The 15,215-nt window shown below is 65.8% G+C and carries 14 protein-coding genes and 1 riboswitch; of the genes, 5 read left to right on the top strand and 9 right to left on the bottom strand.

Features of this window, described 5'->3' with window-relative positions:
• Positions 1 to 287 precede the first annotated feature (287 nt).
• Together EVC45_RS34130 and EVC45_RS34135 are read left to right on the top strand one after the other, a co-directional pair.
• Complete coding sequence (locus tag EVC45_RS34130; RefSeq protein ID WP_129962562.1) at positions 288 to 2,558, top strand: molybdopterin cofactor-binding domain-containing protein; 2,271 nt, start codon at positions 288 to 290, stop codon at positions 2,556 to 2,558.
• Positions 2,559 to 2,613: 55 nt separating this feature from the next.
• Positions 2,614 to 3,075 (top strand): (2Fe-2S)-binding protein, encoded by a 462-nt coding sequence (locus tag EVC45_RS34135; RefSeq protein WP_129962563.1) that lies wholly within the window; start codon positions 2,614 to 2,616, stop codon positions 3,073 to 3,075.
• Between the two features lie 215 nt (positions 3,076 to 3,290).
• On the opposite strand, the gene EVC45_RS34140 is transcribed toward EVC45_RS34135, so the two are convergent.
• The 7 genes from EVC45_RS34140 to EVC45_RS34170 all read right to left on the bottom strand — a co-directional run bounded on the left by EVC45_RS34140 (position 3,291) and on the right by EVC45_RS34170 (position 12,246).
• Positions 3,291 to 4,850: an efflux transporter outer membrane subunit gene (locus tag EVC45_RS34140; RefSeq protein ID WP_129962564.1), complete on the bottom strand. Its 1,560-nt coding sequence runs from the start codon at positions 4,848 to 4,850 to the stop codon at positions 3,291 to 3,293.
• Positions 4,847 to 5,866, bottom strand: a complete 1,020-nt coding sequence (locus EVC45_RS34145; RefSeq protein ID WP_129962565.1) for an HlyD family secretion protein — start codon at positions 5,864 to 5,866, stop codon at positions 4,847 to 4,849. Before EVC45_RS34145 ends, EVC45_RS34140 begins: the two co-directional genes overlap by 4 nt.
• Complete coding sequence (locus EVC45_RS34150; protein WP_129962566.1) at positions 5,863 to 6,072, bottom strand: DUF1656 domain-containing protein; 210 nt, start codon at positions 6,070 to 6,072, stop codon at positions 5,863 to 5,865. Before EVC45_RS34150 ends, EVC45_RS34145 begins: the two co-directional genes overlap by 4 nt.
• Positions 6,073 to 6,129: 57 nt before the next feature.
• Entirely contained in the window at positions 6,130 to 8,232 is a 2,103-nt protein-coding gene (locus EVC45_RS34155) for an FUSC family protein (protein ID WP_129962567.1), read from the bottom strand.
• Positions 8,233 to 8,238: 6 nt separating this feature from the next.
• Entirely contained in the window at positions 8,239 to 8,943 is a 705-nt protein-coding gene (locus EVC45_RS34160) for a MarR family winged helix-turn-helix transcriptional regulator (protein WP_129962568.1), read from the bottom strand.
• 123 nt (positions 8,944 to 9,066) lie between these two features.
• Positions 9,067 to 10,725, bottom strand: a complete 1,659-nt coding sequence (locus EVC45_RS34165; RefSeq protein WP_129962569.1) for an ATP-binding protein — start codon at positions 10,723 to 10,725, stop codon at positions 9,067 to 9,069.
• A 3-nt stretch (positions 10,726 to 10,728) separates the two neighbouring features.
• On the bottom strand, positions 10,729 to 12,246 hold the full coding sequence (locus tag EVC45_RS34170; protein WP_129962570.1) for an ATPase domain-containing protein: 1,518 nt from the start codon (positions 12,244 to 12,246) through the stop codon (positions 10,729 to 10,731).
• 195 nt (positions 12,247 to 12,441) lie between these two features.
• Between EVC45_RS34170 and EVC45_RS34175 the strand changes: the two genes are divergently transcribed.
• On the top strand, positions 12,442 to 12,882 hold the full coding sequence (locus EVC45_RS34175) for a hypothetical protein (RefSeq protein ID WP_129962571.1): 441 nt from the start codon (positions 12,442 to 12,444) through the stop codon (positions 12,880 to 12,882).
• Positions 12,883 to 12,895: 13 nt separating this feature from the next.
• On the opposite strand, the gene EVC45_RS34180 is transcribed toward EVC45_RS34175, so the two are convergent.
• Positions 12,896 to 13,516: a histidine phosphatase family protein gene (locus tag EVC45_RS34180; protein WP_129962572.1), complete on the bottom strand. Its 621-nt coding sequence runs from the start codon at positions 13,514 to 13,516 to the stop codon at positions 12,896 to 12,898.
• Positions 13,517 to 13,662: 146 nt separating this feature from the next.
• A riboswitch (cobalamin riboswitch) is annotated at positions 13,663 to 13,731 on the top strand.
• 65 nt (positions 13,732 to 13,796) lie between these two features.
• On the opposite strand from EVC45_RS34180, the gene EVC45_RS34185 reads away from it, so the two are divergent.
• A complete protein-coding gene (locus EVC45_RS34185) occupies positions 13,797 to 14,018 on the top strand; it encodes a CbtB-domain containing protein (RefSeq protein ID WP_013093044.1) in 222 nt (73 codons plus the stop codon).
• 11 nt (positions 14,019 to 14,029) lie between these two features.
• Positions 14,030 to 14,770 carry a CbtA family protein gene (locus tag EVC45_RS34190; protein ID WP_129962573.1) on the top strand — a complete coding sequence of 247 codons (741 nt, stop codon included), beginning with the start codon at positions 14,030 to 14,032 and terminating at the stop codon, positions 14,768 to 14,770.
• A gap of 174 nt (positions 14,771 to 14,944) precedes the next feature.
• Here EVC45_RS34190 and EVC45_RS46270 read toward each other — a convergent pair.
• Positions 14,945 to 15,215, bottom strand: a 271-nt coding sequence (locus EVC45_RS46270) for a hypothetical protein (RefSeq protein ID WP_211193523.1), incomplete at its 5' end; no start/stop codon positions are given.

Genomic DNA, 15,215 nt, shown 5'->3' on the forward strand with positions numbered 1-15,215 from the left:
ATGATCGCCTGACCTCCTGAGCGAATCAGGCGCGAGCTTGGCGGTGCGCCGGCGATGACTGACGCCGGCACACCGCCACCCGCGCGATCGCAATTAATGAAATACCCCACGATTTTCCCTCGCCGCTTTCAATCCCCGCCTTCCCACGCCGCACGGCCGCTCCAGGTTCACGCGCGCATTTAAGACTCACGCTCGCAAATTCGTCTTATTACTATTCGCAGACAAAGACGGGTGCATTGGCGCTGTCGCCGCTTCCCTACCATCGAGCCAGCCGAGCGAGCCATGCCATGTTGACGCGCAGAACCTTTCTGCTGGGCGGCGCCAGTGCGTTGGGCGGGCTGCTGGTGGGCTGGGGCGTGCTGCCGCCCCGGCAGCGCCTGATGACGTCGACGCCGCTGCCGACACAAGGCACGCAAATCGCGCTGAATGGCTGGGTCAAGATCGACGCCGACAACCGCGTGACGATCATCGTGCCCAAGGCCGAGATGGGGCAGGGCATCCATACCGGACTCGCGATGCTGCTCGCCGAGGAGCTCGACGCCGACTGGTCGCAGGTGCAAGTCGAAGAGGCACCGATCGACCGGATCTACAACGCGGTGGAGGCCATCGTCGGCGATCTGCCGTTTCGCCCCGACGACGACAGCTTCGTCAAACGCGGCACCGTGTGGATCACGAGCAAGGCGGTGCGTGAGATCGGCACGATGATGACGGGCGGCTCGTCGAGCATGAACGACCTATGGATGCCGATGCGCGAGGCCGGCGCGTCGGCGCGCGTGATGCTGATCGAGACGGCGGCCGCGCGCTGGGACGTGCCGGTCGGCGAATGCCGCGCGGAAAAGGGCTACGTGCTGCACTCGTGGGGGCATAAGGCGAGCTTCGGCGAGTTGTCGTCGATGGCCGCTCGCCAGCCGCTGCCGCGCAGCGTCGTGCTGAAGCAGCCGGCCGACTTCAAGCTGATCGGCCAGCCGGTGCGGCGCATCGAAGCCGCGTCGAAAATCGACGGTGCGGCGCGCTTCGGCATCGACGTACTACCCAACGGTCTGGTCTATGCGAGCGTCGTGATGTGCCCGACGCTCGGCGGGACGGTCGCGCATTTCGACGCGACGCCCGCGCAAAAGATGCCGGGCTTCATCAAGGCGCTCGCCGTGCCGCCGTTTGCGGGCGGCACCGGCGGCGTGGCCGTGATCGCGGACAACGCGTTTCGCGCGATGAGCGCGGTCGAGGCGATCAAGGTGGCCTGGCACGACGGCGAGGCCGCGAAGCTGTCGAGCGTGGAGGTCGACCGCCGCCTCGTCGACGCGCTCGACCATACGGACGGCTTCGTGTATTACCACACCGGCAACGTCGACAACGCGATGAGCCGGGCGGCGCGCAAGATCGAAGCGGTCTATCACGCGCCGTATCTCGCGCATGGCGCGGTCGAACCGCTGAACTGCACGGTGCAGGTCGCCGACGGCGCGGCGACCGTCTGGGTGTCGACGCAAATGCCGCGCCTTGCGCGGCATCATGCGGCGAAAGCGCTCGGTCTCGACGTGGATGCCGTCGATGTGCAGACGCAGTTCGTGGGCGGCGCGTTCGGCCGGCGCCTCGAACTCGATTTCGTCGCGCAGGCCGCGGCGATCGCGCGCGAGGCCGATGGCCGTCCGGTGCAAACCATCTGGTCGCGCGCGCAGGATTTCACGCACGATTTCTACCGGCCCGCGTGCGTGGCAAGGCTTCAGGCCGGCTTCGACGAGCACGGCAAGCTGGTGGCCTGGCACGCGAAGTCGGCGGGCCAGGCGATCGTGCCGGATGCGCTCGCGCGTTACTACGGCGTGCCGCACATCCCGATCGACAAGACCACCTGCGAAGGCGCGTTCGATCAGCCGTACGAGTGGCCGGCCGCGCGCGTGTCGCACAAGATCGTCGAATTGCCGGTGCCGATCGGCTTCTGGCGCTCGGTCGGTCACTCGCATCAGGCGTTCTTCACCGAGAGCTTTACCGACGAAGCCGCCGCGGCCGCCGGCCAGGACCCGATCGCGTTTCGCGCGATGCTGCTCGCGCAACATCCGCGTCATCTGGCGGTCCTGAAGCGTGTCGAGACGTTGTCGGACTGGGGACGTCCGCTCAAACCCGCCGCCGATGGGGCGCGCTGCGCCCGTGGGGTCGCGTTGCACGAGGCGTTCGGCAGCGTCGTCGCGCAGGTCGCGGAGGTGTCGATCGGGCCGAACCGGCAGATTCGCGTGCATCGCGTGGTGTGCGTGATCGATTGCGGCTTGCCGGTGAATCCGAACCTGATCCGTCAGCAGATGGAAGGCGGCATCGTGTTCGGGCTGTCGAGCGCGTTGCAGAACGAGATCACGATCGTCAACGGCCAGGTGCAGCAGAAGAACTTCGTGGACTTTCCGGTCGTGCGGATGAACGTGTGCCCGGCGATCGAAGTCGACATCATGCCGAGTCAGCTGCATCCGCAAGGCGTCGGCGAACCGGGCGTGCCGCCGGTCGCGCCGGCGGTGGCCAATGCGGTGTGCGCGCTGACCGGGCAGCGGTTGCGGACGCTGCCGTTGCGGCTCGCATGACGGACGGTGGTTCAGCAAAAGCTTGCGGTGTAGCGCGGCGCTTCAGGAGGCGAGCATGGCATTACTGAATATCAACGGACGCAACGTGAAGGTCGATGCCGATCCGGACATGCCGCTGCTATGGGTCCTGCGCTGCGATCTCGGCATGACCGGCACGAAATTCGGCTGCGGGGTGGGCATCTGCGGCGCGTGCACGATCAATCTCGATGATGCGGCGTGCCTCTCCTGTCAGACGCCGATGTCGACCCTGCATACGCAGAAGATCACGACGATCGAAGGTTTGCAGGGACGCGAGGCGCAGGCGCTGAAGGCCGCGTGGATCGAACTCGATGTGGTGCAGTGCGGTTATTGCCAGAGCGCGCAATTGATGGCGGCTTGCGCGTTGCTGAAGCACAAGCCCGCGCCGACCGATGCCGATATCGACGCGGCGATGACGCCGGTGGTGTGCCGTTGCGGCACGTATCCGCGGGTGCGGGCGGCGATTCATCAGGCGGCGGCGAAAATGCGGAACAGCTGAGCCGCTCTTCCGCTCCGCCGCCGGCCCAACTCAATTCGCCAACATTTCCACCACCGCGACCACCGCGGTGAAGATGCCGATGCATCCGCCCAACGTGACTACACCCTGCATGAATGGCGACATACGAGACCCCGTAGCGTGAAGTGGTGTCTCGTATTTAACCGAAATCGAAAGCAAAAAGAAAGATTGTCAAAAATAAATCGTAAGGTGATCGTTCAAGGTGCTTTCGCCGTCGCGGCCGTCGATGCTCCCGACTTCACGGCGGGCTTGGCCGCCACAGGTGTTGCCTTCAGTTGCGGCGGCGTTTCTCCCGGCTTGGCTTGACCGCCGACTTCCCAGCCGCCGCCGAGCGACAGGAACACATTCACCTGATCGATCGCTACCTGGCCTTCGGCCACCGCGAGCTGCGACTTCGCGGACGTCAGCGTGCGCGTCGCGTCGAGATCGGCGATGAACGACTCGCGCCCGGCGCGATACAGGCGATGCGTTTCATCCGCCGATTGCGCCGCCGACTTCAGCGCCGCGCGCAGCGATTCGGCGCGGGCGTAATCGGATGCGTAGGTCGCAAGGTTGGTCTCGGTTTCGCGCAGCGCGCTCAGCACCACGCCGTCGAACTTCGCGAGCGCGACCTGGCTCGACGCTTCGGCCTCGCGTACCCGTTGGCGCGCGCCATTGATCGGGAAGTTCCAGCTGATCAGCGGACCGAAGCCCCAACGCGCCGTCGGCGAGGTGGGAATGTCTTCCAGAATGCCGGTGAAACCCGCCGACGCACCGATGCTGATGCTCGGATAAAGCGCCCCGGTCGCGACGCCGATGCGCGCGGTCGACGCCGCGAGCTGACGCTCGGCTTCGTGCACGTCCGGGCGGCGCCGCAGCAGCCCGGCGCCGTCGCCGATCGGAATCGGCTGGTGGAGTTGCGGCAGCCGGTCGCAGGCGAGCACCGCCGGCGGCAATTGCGACGGCGCTTGCGCGAGCAGCATCGCGAGCCGGTATTGCGCGATCTGGCGGCGCGCGGTGTAGCGCGGAATGTCGGCGGTCAGATTCTCTACCTGGGTCTGACCGCTCGTGACCGCCGTCTGGTTGCCGCGGCCGGCGTCGCGCAGACGGCGCGACAGATCCACGCGCTGCTTCTGCAACGCGAGCGATTGCTGCGCGATGCGCAGCTCCTCGGCCGCCGAGCATTGCTCGACGTACGAGCGCACCACGTCCGCGACGACGGTGATGCGCGCGAGGTCGCCCGCGGCTTCCACGGCCTCGGTGTCCGCCGCCGCCGCTTCGACGCCGCGACGCAGCTTGCCGAACAGATCGATTTCGTACGAGACGTTGATGCCCATGTCACCCAGGTTGGCGACCGGCAGTTTCTCGAACAGCAGGAATTGCTCGGCCGATTCCTGCGCGCGCTGAATCCCCACCGACGCGTCGCCCGAGAAACCGCCCTGCGCTTGCGCAACGCCCAGCGCCTCGCGCGAGCGCGCCAGATTCGCGGTCGCGACGCGCAGGTCGGTATTCGATTTCAGCGCCTGGTCGACCAGACCGTTCAGCACCGGATCGTCGTACAGCTTCCACCAGACGGTCGGCGTGTTGAGGGTCGACGTCAGCCTGGGATCGGCGCCCTCGATCGCTCCGTTCGCGAGCGGCGCATTGACGAGCGCCTGTTTCGGCAGCGTGTAGTTCGGCCCGACGTTGATGCAGCCGTTCAGCGCGACGATGAGCGGCAATAACGGCAGCAGCGGCAAGCGCGGCGCCGACGAGGACAAGGTACGCACGAACTTCATTGCGACGCGCCCGATGCCGCGTTGGCCGTTGCCGTGGCCGACCCGGCGGTTCCGCCCGCCACCGACGAACCCGGCGCCACCGGCGCCGCCGAAGCGGGGACCGTGCCGGATGCGCCGCCGGTGCCCGACACGGCTCGCGTCCTGACCGGCGACAGGTCACGTACCGACACCGTCGCGGTCCGGCCCGCGATCAGGCGGAAATCGGCGGGCACTTCATCGAGCGCGACCCGCACCGGAATGCGCTGCGCGAGCCGCACCCAGCTGAACGCCGGGTTTACGTTCGGCAGCAGATTGGCGCTTTGCGTGCGGTCGCGGTCTTCGATACCGGCGACGATGCTCTGCACGTGCCCGCGCAGCGGCTTCGGCTCGCCCATCACGATGATGTCGACCGGCTGGCCGATGTCGATGCCGCGCAGCTTGGTTTCCTCGAAGTAGCCGTCGACGCGGAACGAATGCATGTCGACCACCGCGACCACAGCGCGGCCGGCCGCGACGAATTCGCCGGCGCGCGGCGCGCGGTCGTTCAGATAGCCGTCGACCGGGCTTTTGATCGTCGAGCGTTCGAGATTCAGCTTCGCGGTGTCGATCGCGACGTTCGCGTCGGCGAGCGCGGCTTCGCCCGTGTCGACGCGCGAGCGGCTCTCTTCGAGCACTTCGGCGGCGACGAGGTTGCCGAGCTGACGGTTGCGCGCATATTCGCGGCGCGACTGATCGAGCGTCGCGCGGCGCTGCTGCGCGGTGGCCTCGGCCTGGCGCAACGCCAACGTGTAGCGCGCCTGGTCGATCCGGAACAGCACCTGGCCTTGCTTGACCTGCTGGTTGTCCATGACCTCGACCGATGAAATCAGTCCCGACACGTCGGGCGCGACCTGGATCACGTCGGCGCGTACGTGCCCGTCGCGGGTCCACGGCGCGAACATGTAGTAGTCGACGAGCTTCCACAGCACGAAGGCTGCAACCACCACGACGATCAGGGTCAGCAGGATCTGACCGACGGAGAACCAGGTTTTTTTCACGTTATTAGTCTGTGCGAAACGACGACGACAAGGCCCAGCACCAGCACATAGATGCCGAGATCGAAGATGGAGCGATGCCAGACGAAGCGGTAGAAGCCGGTGTAGGCGAGCACGGTGCGAATGCCGAGATTGATCAGATACGCGATAAACATCAGCACCAGCACGGATGGTACGAACACGCCGAAGATATCGATTTCACCGATCATCGCGGGAGCTGGAAAAGAGGGGAGCGGGGTGCGGAAACTGGCGCACGAACGGGGACATCACGCGGCGGCCTCCGGTTCGGTCGGCGTTGGTTTCGTGAGGGTCGCCGGAAACAGAGAAAGACGCAAGCCGACCAGCGCGTGCAGCGCATCGCGCAACTGGCGCGCCGATGTCTGCGAGGTCTCGGTCGGCGCCGCGGCGTTTGCGAGCCCTTGCGCGGTGACGCGCGAGACGGCCACGTCGATCAATGACATCAGACTGTCCGGCACCGGCAAGCGATGGCGTCGATCGACGCAGTTTTCGTAGTATGCACGCACTCCATCGAGAACATGGTCGATCGCGCCGGCCGCTTCGCCGCCGAGCTTGCGTGTGAGGCGGCGCAGATCGAGCGCGTTGAACGCGATGCGCAGATCGCGGAAGCTTTCGATCGACGGATGACGGTGATCGTCGGTGGCCGCAAGGCGCGGGATCAGTTGCATCAGCCGGTCGAGCATGCGCGCCGCGAGATTGCGCGGATCTTCGATCGGCCGCGTGGACGCGGTCAGCGCGACGTCGGCCCAGCTCGAGCGCAGCAGGCGCGCCGCGGCGAGCTCGGCGCCGAACGGGCGCGTCACGCGGGTCCACAGGTACGCGTACAGCAGGCCTGAAAGGCCCGCGAGATTGGCGTTCATGAACGTCAGGAAGTTCGCGTCGTACGCGTCCTGAATGCTGATGAAGGTGGCGGTGTTCACCGCGACCAGCACCGTCACCATGTTGAACTGCGGGCGCGGAATCAGCGTGCCGACCAGAATGAACGGCCCCGAGAACAGGATCACCAGCATCGGGAAGTCGTGCACCTGCGGCAGCACGACGAACAGATAGAGGCCAGCGGCCCCGACGGCGACGCCGGTCGCGATGAAAAAGCGGAACACGAACGGCGCGGGCTCGTCGAGCGCGGCGAAGAAACAGCAGGCGACCGCCGCGAGCGTGACCGCACTCGCGCCGTCGTTCCAGCCCGAGGTGATCCACAGCACGCATGCGAGCACGACGGCCGCGGCCGCCGACACGCTTGCGAACACCATCATGCCGAAATCGTAGAAGCGCTCGGTGCCGCCGAGCCGCCAGTGACGGAAGTGCGGCCGCCACGAACCCTCTTCGCGCGTGATGATGATGCGCAGCGAGCGGCAGTCCTGCCACACGTCGATCACTTGCCCGAGGCGCCACAGCGCATTCGACAGCAGCGCGCCGTCCCAATGCTGAAGCGCGGCGGCGGGCGGGCGCATCGCGGCGATGCGCTCGCGCAGCGCATTGGCGGTTTCGTCCGCGTGGTAGCCCTCGCGCGGCGCGGGCAGCGGCTGATTGAACCACTTGATGACGTCGTCGATCAGCGTCTGAAGTCCTTCGGGCCAGTGCTGCGGGCCGTTGTTGTAGAGCGCGATCAGCGGATCGGCGAGCGACGACATGATCGGCAGCAGCAACTGCATGCGCCCGCGCAGTTCATGCGCGCGGGCGAGCACGTCGGGCCGCGTGTGATCGTAGGCGAGTTGGCTCAGCAGCAGTTCGAGACCGTTGATCGTGCTCGCGAGCCGTTGCCGTGCGCCCGAGATCGCCGAGCTCGCGATGCGGCCTGACAGCGTTTCAGTCGCGTAGAACGCGGCGTCGCGAAACCATGCGTCGGTGCGCTCGATGATCGTCGGCGCGAGCCGGCTCGGAAACACCGCGCTGCCGACGATGCTCGCGCAGACGATGCCGACAAGGATCTCCTCGGTCCGGCTCACCGCGAGATCGAAGACGCCGGTCGGATTCGTCACCGACGGCAGCGCGATGATCGGCATCGTATAGGCGGCCAGCATGAACACGTAGCTGCGCGCGGTGCGGTCCGACACCGCGAGAAAGAGCATCGTGCCGGTCCACGTCGCGACGATCACGCTGAACAGGTAAGGCGATTCGACGAACGGCGGCACCAGCAGCACCGCGCCCGACGCACCGAGCACGGTGCCCAGCGCACGATAGAGCGCCTTCGAGCGGGTCGCGCCGACGAACGGGTTCGACACGATGTACACGGTGGCCATCGCCCAATAAGGCCGTGGCAGTGAGAACACGAGGCCGATGTAGAGCGCGAGCATGGCCGCGGCAAAAGTCTTGACCGAAAACAGCCAGTCGCGGAGAGTGGGATAGACCATAAACCGTTACGCGGAATCGGCGTTGTGCGGCGCGGTGGTTCGCGCGCGGCGCTTGGTGGACTTGCGCGCCTTGACGGTGCCGCGAGATTGGCCGGACGTTTTGGCGGCGCTTTTGCCGCTCGTCCGTTTGACCTGGTTGGCAGGTGCCTCGGGTTTGGCGGTCCCGCGCTTCGCCGACGAGGTGCGCTTCGTCGGCTCGTGCCCGGCCGGCTGCGGGCGTACCGGCTGCGCGCGTTCGCCGTGCGTGTCGCGTTCGCCGCTGGCGGCCTCGGCGCGTTCCGCGGGATCAGTCGTGAATGCGTCGAGCACGCGCAGCGCGGCTTCGAGATCGTCGCGCGATACACCTTTGAGCGCCTGCGCGCGCAGCGTGACCAGTTCCTCTTCCATCTTCGCGGTGACGGCGCGGCCTTCGTCGGTCAGTACGACGGTCTTCGCGCGGCGGTCTTCGGGGTCTTCGTCGCGGCGCATCAGTCCGGCCGCGCACAACTGGTCGAGCAGCCGCACGAGCGATGGCCCCTCGATGCCGATGTGATCGGCGAGCTTGACCTGACGCACCGCGGAGCCGAGCCGGCTCGCGGTCAGAAGCGGCGTCGCGCACGCTTCGGAGACGTTGAAGGCCGCGAGCACACCATGGCTCGTGCGCCGCCACTTTCTGGCGGCGACGACCAGCGTGCTGCTGACGGTGCGGCGCAGGGCATCGAGATTCGACATGGCCGGTATTGTATTTCCAAAATATTCGTTAGCAAACTATTGAATTGGAAATCGTGGCCGAACCGGAGGAGTCTGCGGCGCGAATGCGACAGCGGCGTTAAATGGGTGGCGAGGAGGCTTGAGTCACGCGACTAGCCCGATCCGCACCGTGCGCGCCAGATCGTCGAGCTGAAACGGCTTGCGCAGGAACGTGCAATGCTTGACTGCGAGATCGGAAATGTTGACGTCCGCATAACCGGTCGCAAGGATCACCGGTAGATCGGCACGAAGCTTGCGGGCCGCGGCGATCACGTCGATGCCGTTCATGCCCGGCATCGCGAAGTCGACCATCAGTAGATCGGGATGATCGTCGATCAGGCGGTCGAGGCCGGCCTGGCCGTCAGGCGCCTCCGTCACCGTGTAGCCGAGCATGCGCAACGATTCAACCAGCATTGCGCGCACTTCGCTGTCGTCCTCGACCACGAGCACGCGCTTGTCGCCGACCGCGAACGCTTCCGCGTCGGACTCCGCTTTGCCGTGCGCGGCCACGCGCTCGCGCATCGGTAGCCAGATCTGCACGGTGGTGCCCGCGCCTGCTTCGCTGAAGATGCGCGCGGCGCCGCCCGCCTGCCTCGCGATGCCATACACCTGGCTCAGGCCGAGCCCCGTGCCCTTGCCGACCGGCTTGGTCGTGAAGAACGGATCGAATACCCGCGACACGATGTCGGGCGGAATGCCCTCGCCCGTGTCGGCCACTTCGATCACGACATAGCGGCCGTCTTTCAGCGTCTGGTCGGGCGCGTCGCGCTGGGTCACGTGAATGTCGAGGCGGCCGCCGGCCGGCATCGCGTCGCGCGCGTTGATCGCGAGGTTGAGCACCGCTAGCTCGAGCTGATTCGCGTCGGCTTGAGTCCACATTTCGTTGCGCTCGAAGTCGTTGTCGTAGCGGATGCCCGAGCCGAGCGACACCGCGATGATGTCGCGCATGCCTTGCAGCAGCGCGACCACATCGATCACTTTCAGATCCGGATTGCTGTTGCGCGAGAAGGTCAGCAGCTGGCCGGTCAGTTTCGCGCCGCGCTCGGTCGCGCGTTTGACGGTGGCCGCCATGCCGCGCAGGCGCTCGTCGCCGCTCACGCGCGCGATCAGCTCCGCGTTGACCATGATCACGTTCAGCAGATTGTTGAAGTCGTGCGCGATGCCGCCGGTCAACTGGCCGAGCGCTTCCATCTTCTGCGATTGCACGAGCACGGCCTGCACCTTCGCGCGTTCGTGGATCTCGGCCATCAGCCGGTCGTTGGCTGATGCGAGTTCGTGCGTGCGCTCGGCGATGCGGCTTTCCAGCGAATCGTTCAGCTGCTCCAGCGCGTCCTGTGCCTCGATGCGCTCGGCAAGCAGCCGTCGCGATTCATACTGACGCCCGCGGGCCCGCAACGACGACGCGACCGCGCGCCGCAGCGTTTCCGAATTGAGCGGACGTTCGAGCACCACTACGTTGCCCAGGCGTTCGAGCACTTCGAGCCCGCGCGTGGAGCGATGGCCGATGCTGCGCGCGGCGAGCAGGATGATCGGGAAGTCGGACCATGCGGGCTGCCGTGCGAGCCACGCAAAGAGGCCTGCGCTATGGCCGTTCGCGAGCGCTTCCTCGGTGAGCAGCGCGGTGCCGGCGCCGACGTCGAGCTCGGTGGTGAGCGCGTCGGCGTCGTCGCAGGTCACGCAGGCGCGTGCATCGTTGTGCAGCACGGCGGCGATCACTTCGGCGTCACGGCCGAACGGCGCGAGGATAAGGACACGCTGCTCCATCGCTTACTGTCCCGACGTATCGATCAGACTGTTGGTCGAGCCGAGCATCGCAGTTCCGCCGCGATACGAGGGCAGGCCCGACAGCACGCCCTCGAAGTCGCGCAGCGCTTCGCCGACCTCGACGCCTTCGGTGCCGAGGCGGAACTGGCGAATCGTGCGCTCATGATCGTTCGCGCGGCTCTTGACGGCGGTCACCGCGGTCAGCACTTCGCCGTGGTGCTCGAAGTAGCGGAACAGCACGACCACGTCGCTCAGATAACTGATGTCGACCTCGGTCTGCACTTCGCCGATGATGCCGTGCTGCCCGAGCACGAGCATCGTGATCACGCCCTGCTGATTCAGATAGCCGAGCAGTTCGTGCATGTGCAGCAGCAGGTAGCGCTCGCCGGGCATCGCCTGCAGATAGGCGTTCAGGCTGTCGATCGCGACATAGCGCACCTGCTCGTTTTCGACCGCGTTGCGCACGTCGCTCGACAATTCGCCGGGCGAGATTTCCGCGGGATCGATCTGGCGCAGGGTCAGCAGACCGCTGTCGACATGACGCGCGAGATCCATGCCGAGCGTCGCGCAGCGCGTGATCAGCGTGCTGAGCGTTTCATCGAACACGTAGTACGCGCAACGCTCGCCGCGATCGAGCGCGGCAAGCAGGCACGACACGACGGTGGTGGTTTTGCCGACCCCCGAGGGGCCGATGATCAGCGAATTGGTGCCGGGGACGAGGCCTCCGCCGAGCAGCGCGTCGAGGCCGGGCGTGCCGGTGCTCAACGGGCTCGTGCCGAATTCGCTGTGATGCTCGGCGGCGACGAGGCGCGGATAGACCCGCAGACCGCCGGTGTTCAGCGTGAAGTCGTGATAGCCCTCGCGGAACCTGATGCCGCGCATCTTCGCGATGCGCAGACGGCGACGGTTGCCGCCGTAATCGTGGGCAATGTTGTCGAGGCTGATCACGCCGTGCACGATGCTGTGAAGCTGAATGCCGGAGGCGCTGGCCGAGGTGTCATCGAGCAGCAGCACCGTGCATTCGCGCGTCGCGAAGTGATGCTTGAGCGCGAGAATCTGCCGACGGTAGCGCAATGGATTTTCCGCCAGCAGACGCAGTTCGGACAGGCTGTCGAGCACGACGCGCGCGGGCTTCAGTGCGTCGACGTGCTCGATCACGTTGCGCACGCTTTCGCCGAGTTCGACTTCGGCCGGGTGCAGCACGGTCTGCTCGTATTGCGGTTCGAGCCCTTCTTCGGGCAACTGTTCGAGTATCGTGAAACGGCTCAGATCCCAGCCGTGGCTCGCGCCGATCGCGAGCAGTTCGGCACGGGTTTCGGACAGCGTGACGTAAAGGCCGGTCTGCCCTTCGTCGAGGCCCTTGAGTAAGAATTGCAACGCCAGCGTGGTTTTACCCGTGCCTGGCTCCCCCTCCACGAGGTACATGCGGTTCGGCGTGAGACCCCCGCCGAGGATGTCGTCGATTCCTTGGATGCCCGACGATAGGCGGGCGGGGGTAGGGGCGGCGGTAGTGGTCGACATGATGTTTGAAATGACGTCGGCAGTGGCTTTGAGCGGAAGGGGCGCGATATCGCGGCCGATATGGCGCGACGCAATTTATATGCCGACCTGTGTCGTTTGAGAGCTCGGTGCTTGCGCGCATGGGCATGAAGCGTGCTGTTGAAGGTGGCTCGCTGAGAGCTTTTTCAGCAGAACTCCGGAAGCTTCACGCACAACATGAAAACCTATCGACTCTCCGCTATCGCGCTCACCGCGGCGGCGCTCGTCGTGCTGCTGCCGGTCGGCGCATCCGCCGACGACAGCCCCCGACCTTGCGGTGCGCTCAAACGGATCGTGGCCGCGGCGCCGGACGGCTTCGCCTCGCTAACGGCCGACGACGGCAAAGGCGTCGCGCAACCCTATGGCGACGACGCGCAATGTTCGGCCGCGCATCGTAGTTTCCAGTGCACGTGGACGCCGCATCAGACGGCGGGCTCCAACGCGGATGCATTGGAAGCGGTCGCGGCCGACGTCGCGTCGTGCCTGCCCGATGCAACGCACGATCAGAATTCGCCGGCACGTCAGCACTTCTATCTGGGCGCGAAGGATCGACGCACGGAAATCACCGTGACGCCCGAGGGGGCCAACCGGTTGCGGCTCGTGGTGTCGGGCAGGTAAGCGGCGGTGCCGTTCAGGCGGTGGCGGACGGCCACCATGACCAGCCGCGTCGCGAGTAGCGTAATTCGACGACCGACAGCGGCGCGATCTCGATGCGACAGAACACGCTGGGCGATGCGCCGAGGCCATGCACGATGGCCGCTCGCAGGACTGCTGCGTGGGTGATCGCGACGATGCTTCGACAGCGCGGAAAGGCTGCGGAGCTTGCTTCGTTGACTGCGTTGCATGAACGCACGTCCGCCTGTTGCGCGTCGAGCCACTCTCCAACCCGCCTCACGAGTTGCGCGAACGATTCCCCGCCGGGCGGCGCGGCGTCGGGCTCGCGCGTCCAGAGGGCGAGTTCGCGGGGCGTTGCGTCGGCGATGTCCGCGAGACGCTGGCCGCGCCATTTGCCATAGTCGCTATCCGCCAATGCATCGGCAGGCGTTGCGCTCAGGCCGAGCGCGGCGGCCGTTTCGCGCGCGCAGGCGGCGGGGCTGGTGAACACGGCGGCGTCGGCGGGAAGCGCGAGATGTGCGCGCGCCGCTTCGGCTTCAGAGCGGCCTCGCGGGTCGAGCGGATCGTCGGCTGGGAAGCGGCCCGCGCGCTGCGCGGCCGTTGCCGCATGGCTCACCAGTAATAGTCGCGTATCCATTCTTTGCCTGGGCGTCCCATTCGCATTTGCCTGCGTGGCTTGATCGGCTCGCAGCGAGCGTTGCGCGCGCCATGTTGCGAGGCAGCCATCGCCGTCACGGAAGCCGCAGTTTAGCGCGTAGAATAACGGCACTGCGAAGCACAGAAGCCGGTGAGAGCCCGGCGCGGTCGCGCCACTGTAATCGGCCTTGCAATCCACAAGAGCCGAAAGCCAGACCTGAGCTTCGCATCATTCCTCTGCAATCGACTTTCGGGGCGCGTTACCCCAGGAGATGTCCATCATGACCGAAGCTGTTTTCGATCGCGCCGCGCAACCGGCGGCCCAGCCCACTCCCATTCCTTTGCGTGAACTGCTGCCGTGGGTGGTGTTCGGCGGCTTGCTGCTGTTGCTCGCGCTTTACTTCGTTGGTGCGGAACAGGGCGCGACGTCGCTCGTGCCCGGCATGTACGTGCATGAGTTCGTGCACGACGGCCGCCATCTGCTTGGCTTTCCCTGCCACTAACGAGGTTCGACATGGTAGGTAAATTGTTGGTGCGCGGGATGCTCGCGGGCATCGTCGCGGGCTTGCTCACGTTCACGTTCGCGCGAGTCGTCGGCGAACCGCAGGTCGATCAGGCCATTTCAATCGAAGAAAAAGCGGCCGCCGCACGCGGCGAGGCGCCCGAGCCCGAAATCGTCAGCCGTCAGACGCAGGCTGGCCTCGGCCTGCTGACCGGTGTGGTCGCTTACGGCGTGGCCTTTGGCGGCCTGTTCGCGCTGGTGTTTGCCTATGCGTATGGACGCGCGGGTGCGTTGAGCGTGCGTGCACTGTCCGCGTGGCTCGCGCTTGGCGCGTTCATCGCGCTCGTGATCGTGCCGAACATCAAGTATCCGGCCAATCCGCCGTCGGTCGGTGATCCGGAGACGATCGGCATGCGCACGGGCCTGTTCTTTCTGATGATCGCGATCTCGCTCGCGGCGATGGTGTTTTCGCTGAAGGTGCGACGCCGTGCGGCGGCGAAGCTGGGGGCATGGAACGGCTCGATTGTCGCGGGGCTCGTGTTCGTCGTGATCATCGCGGCCGTGCAACTGTCGATGCCGGTCATCAATGAAGTGCCGGCCGCCTTCCCGGCTGTGCTGCTGTGGAAGTTCCGCGTCGCGGCGATCGGCATGCAGGTGGTCATGTGGACGACGATCGGGCTGCTGTTCGGCGCGATGGTCGAGCGCAGCGCTTTTATGCATACGAATGCGCGGGTGACGATGAAGTCCGCCTGAATAGGACGGTGGCGCGCGGCCGCGCTTCGCGCGCAATGCGTGAGAATGGTTTTGGATCAAGCACTTGGCGCGGTTGTGGAGCGGTTATCCACAGCCTTGCGAACATTTTCTGTGGAAAAGTCGCTGGGCGGCTTTTCGCAACTCCGCTCTTCTCTCCCCCGTTCGGCGTGGCGATCAGCCGGATTCTATTGGATGCCTAACTAATTTGGGCTGCGTGCGACGCTGCTTATTTTTTAAGCTCCTAAACTTTTTAAAATAATTTGTGAGAAGGGTATTGACGGAGTGCGGACCGCTCTCCATAATCTCGCTTCTCTGCTGCAGACGCAGCGACGCAAACGAAGCGGTGCCGGGTGGTTGTGGTTCAGGTGCTGCGGGTTGGGCGGATCGATCTTTAAAAACTAACAGCCGATAAGTGTGGGCGCTTGATGCGGAATGCGGCGGCGGA

Origin of the sequence: Paraburkholderia sp. UYCP14C (assembly GCF_004197395.1) — a bacterium.
Taxonomy (GTDB): Bacteria; Pseudomonadota; Gammaproteobacteria; order Burkholderiales; family Burkholderiaceae; genus Paraburkholderia.